2 pseudogenes are annotated in these 692 nt (G+C 65.5%); one reads left to right on the top strand and one right to left on the bottom strand.

Features of this window, described 5'->3' with window-relative positions:
- Positions 1-107: 107 nt before the first annotated feature.
- Positions 108-281: pseudogene (locus tag QJT78_RS51860) on the bottom strand (LysR family transcriptional regulator); the annotation flags it as partial.
- Here QJT78_RS51860 and QJT78_RS51855 point away from each other — a divergent pair.
- A pseudogene (locus QJT78_RS51855) lies at positions 282-377 on the top strand (DNA ligase); the annotation flags it as partial.
- Positions 378-692 lie beyond the last annotated feature (315 nt).

Below are 692 nucleotides of genomic sequence, written 5' to 3'. Positions count from 1 at the left end.
TCTCGGTCATGGCGTATCGCTCTCCTCGAGAGGTTCTGGCAGGCTCGTCACCCGCCTCGATACGCCGCCTTCCTCACACCGTCATCACCCAGATTCCGCCATAGCTCCCGCGCCAGCGGCGCCACCGCAAGCCCCGCCAAGGCGGCCGCGACCACGGCGGTGACGCCGCCGCCGACAAAGGCTTCGCTCCAGGCGATACCGGCCTTGTCGAGCGCGCGGACGGCGATAGTGCGGACGCCGCAGGGCGGCGCCAGCGTTGCCAGAAGCAGGCTTTCGCCGCGATCCTGGACGGCGAAGCCGTCGTGCTCGGCGTCGACGGGATCTCCGACTTCGACGCCCTGCACTCGCGCCAGCACGATGAGGAGGTCCAACTCTACCCCACTGGCAAGACGCCGTAGAACATTTGTTGCGGGCCTCGGCCGGCCCTCCAGCCTGGTTAATGTTCGCCCACATGTTCATGCTGCGGGCGCTGAACCACGGCAAGCCTAAGCCGGAGAAGGAGCTGAGGCGAAAGCGGGTGAAGGTTTATCGGGTGGTGGGCTCGCGTTGACCACCACCCACTGACGCTCTCTTCAGACCTACTTAGCCCGTCCTATTCGTGAGAGTGCGGCTTTTGGGCCCGATTGATGCGGCCGCACATCTTGTCTGACGAGGCGCACAGGATTGCCTTCGGCTTTTCGCCGCCTGACGAC

Source organism: Bradyrhizobium sp. Mp27, from assembly GCF_029953005.1.
Lineage (GTDB): Bacteria > Pseudomonadota > Alphaproteobacteria > Rhizobiales > Xanthobacteraceae > Bradyrhizobium > Bradyrhizobium barranii.
The sequence above is the reverse complement of the archived record's forward strand: the minus strand, read 5'-3'. Positions and strand labels throughout refer to the sequence as shown.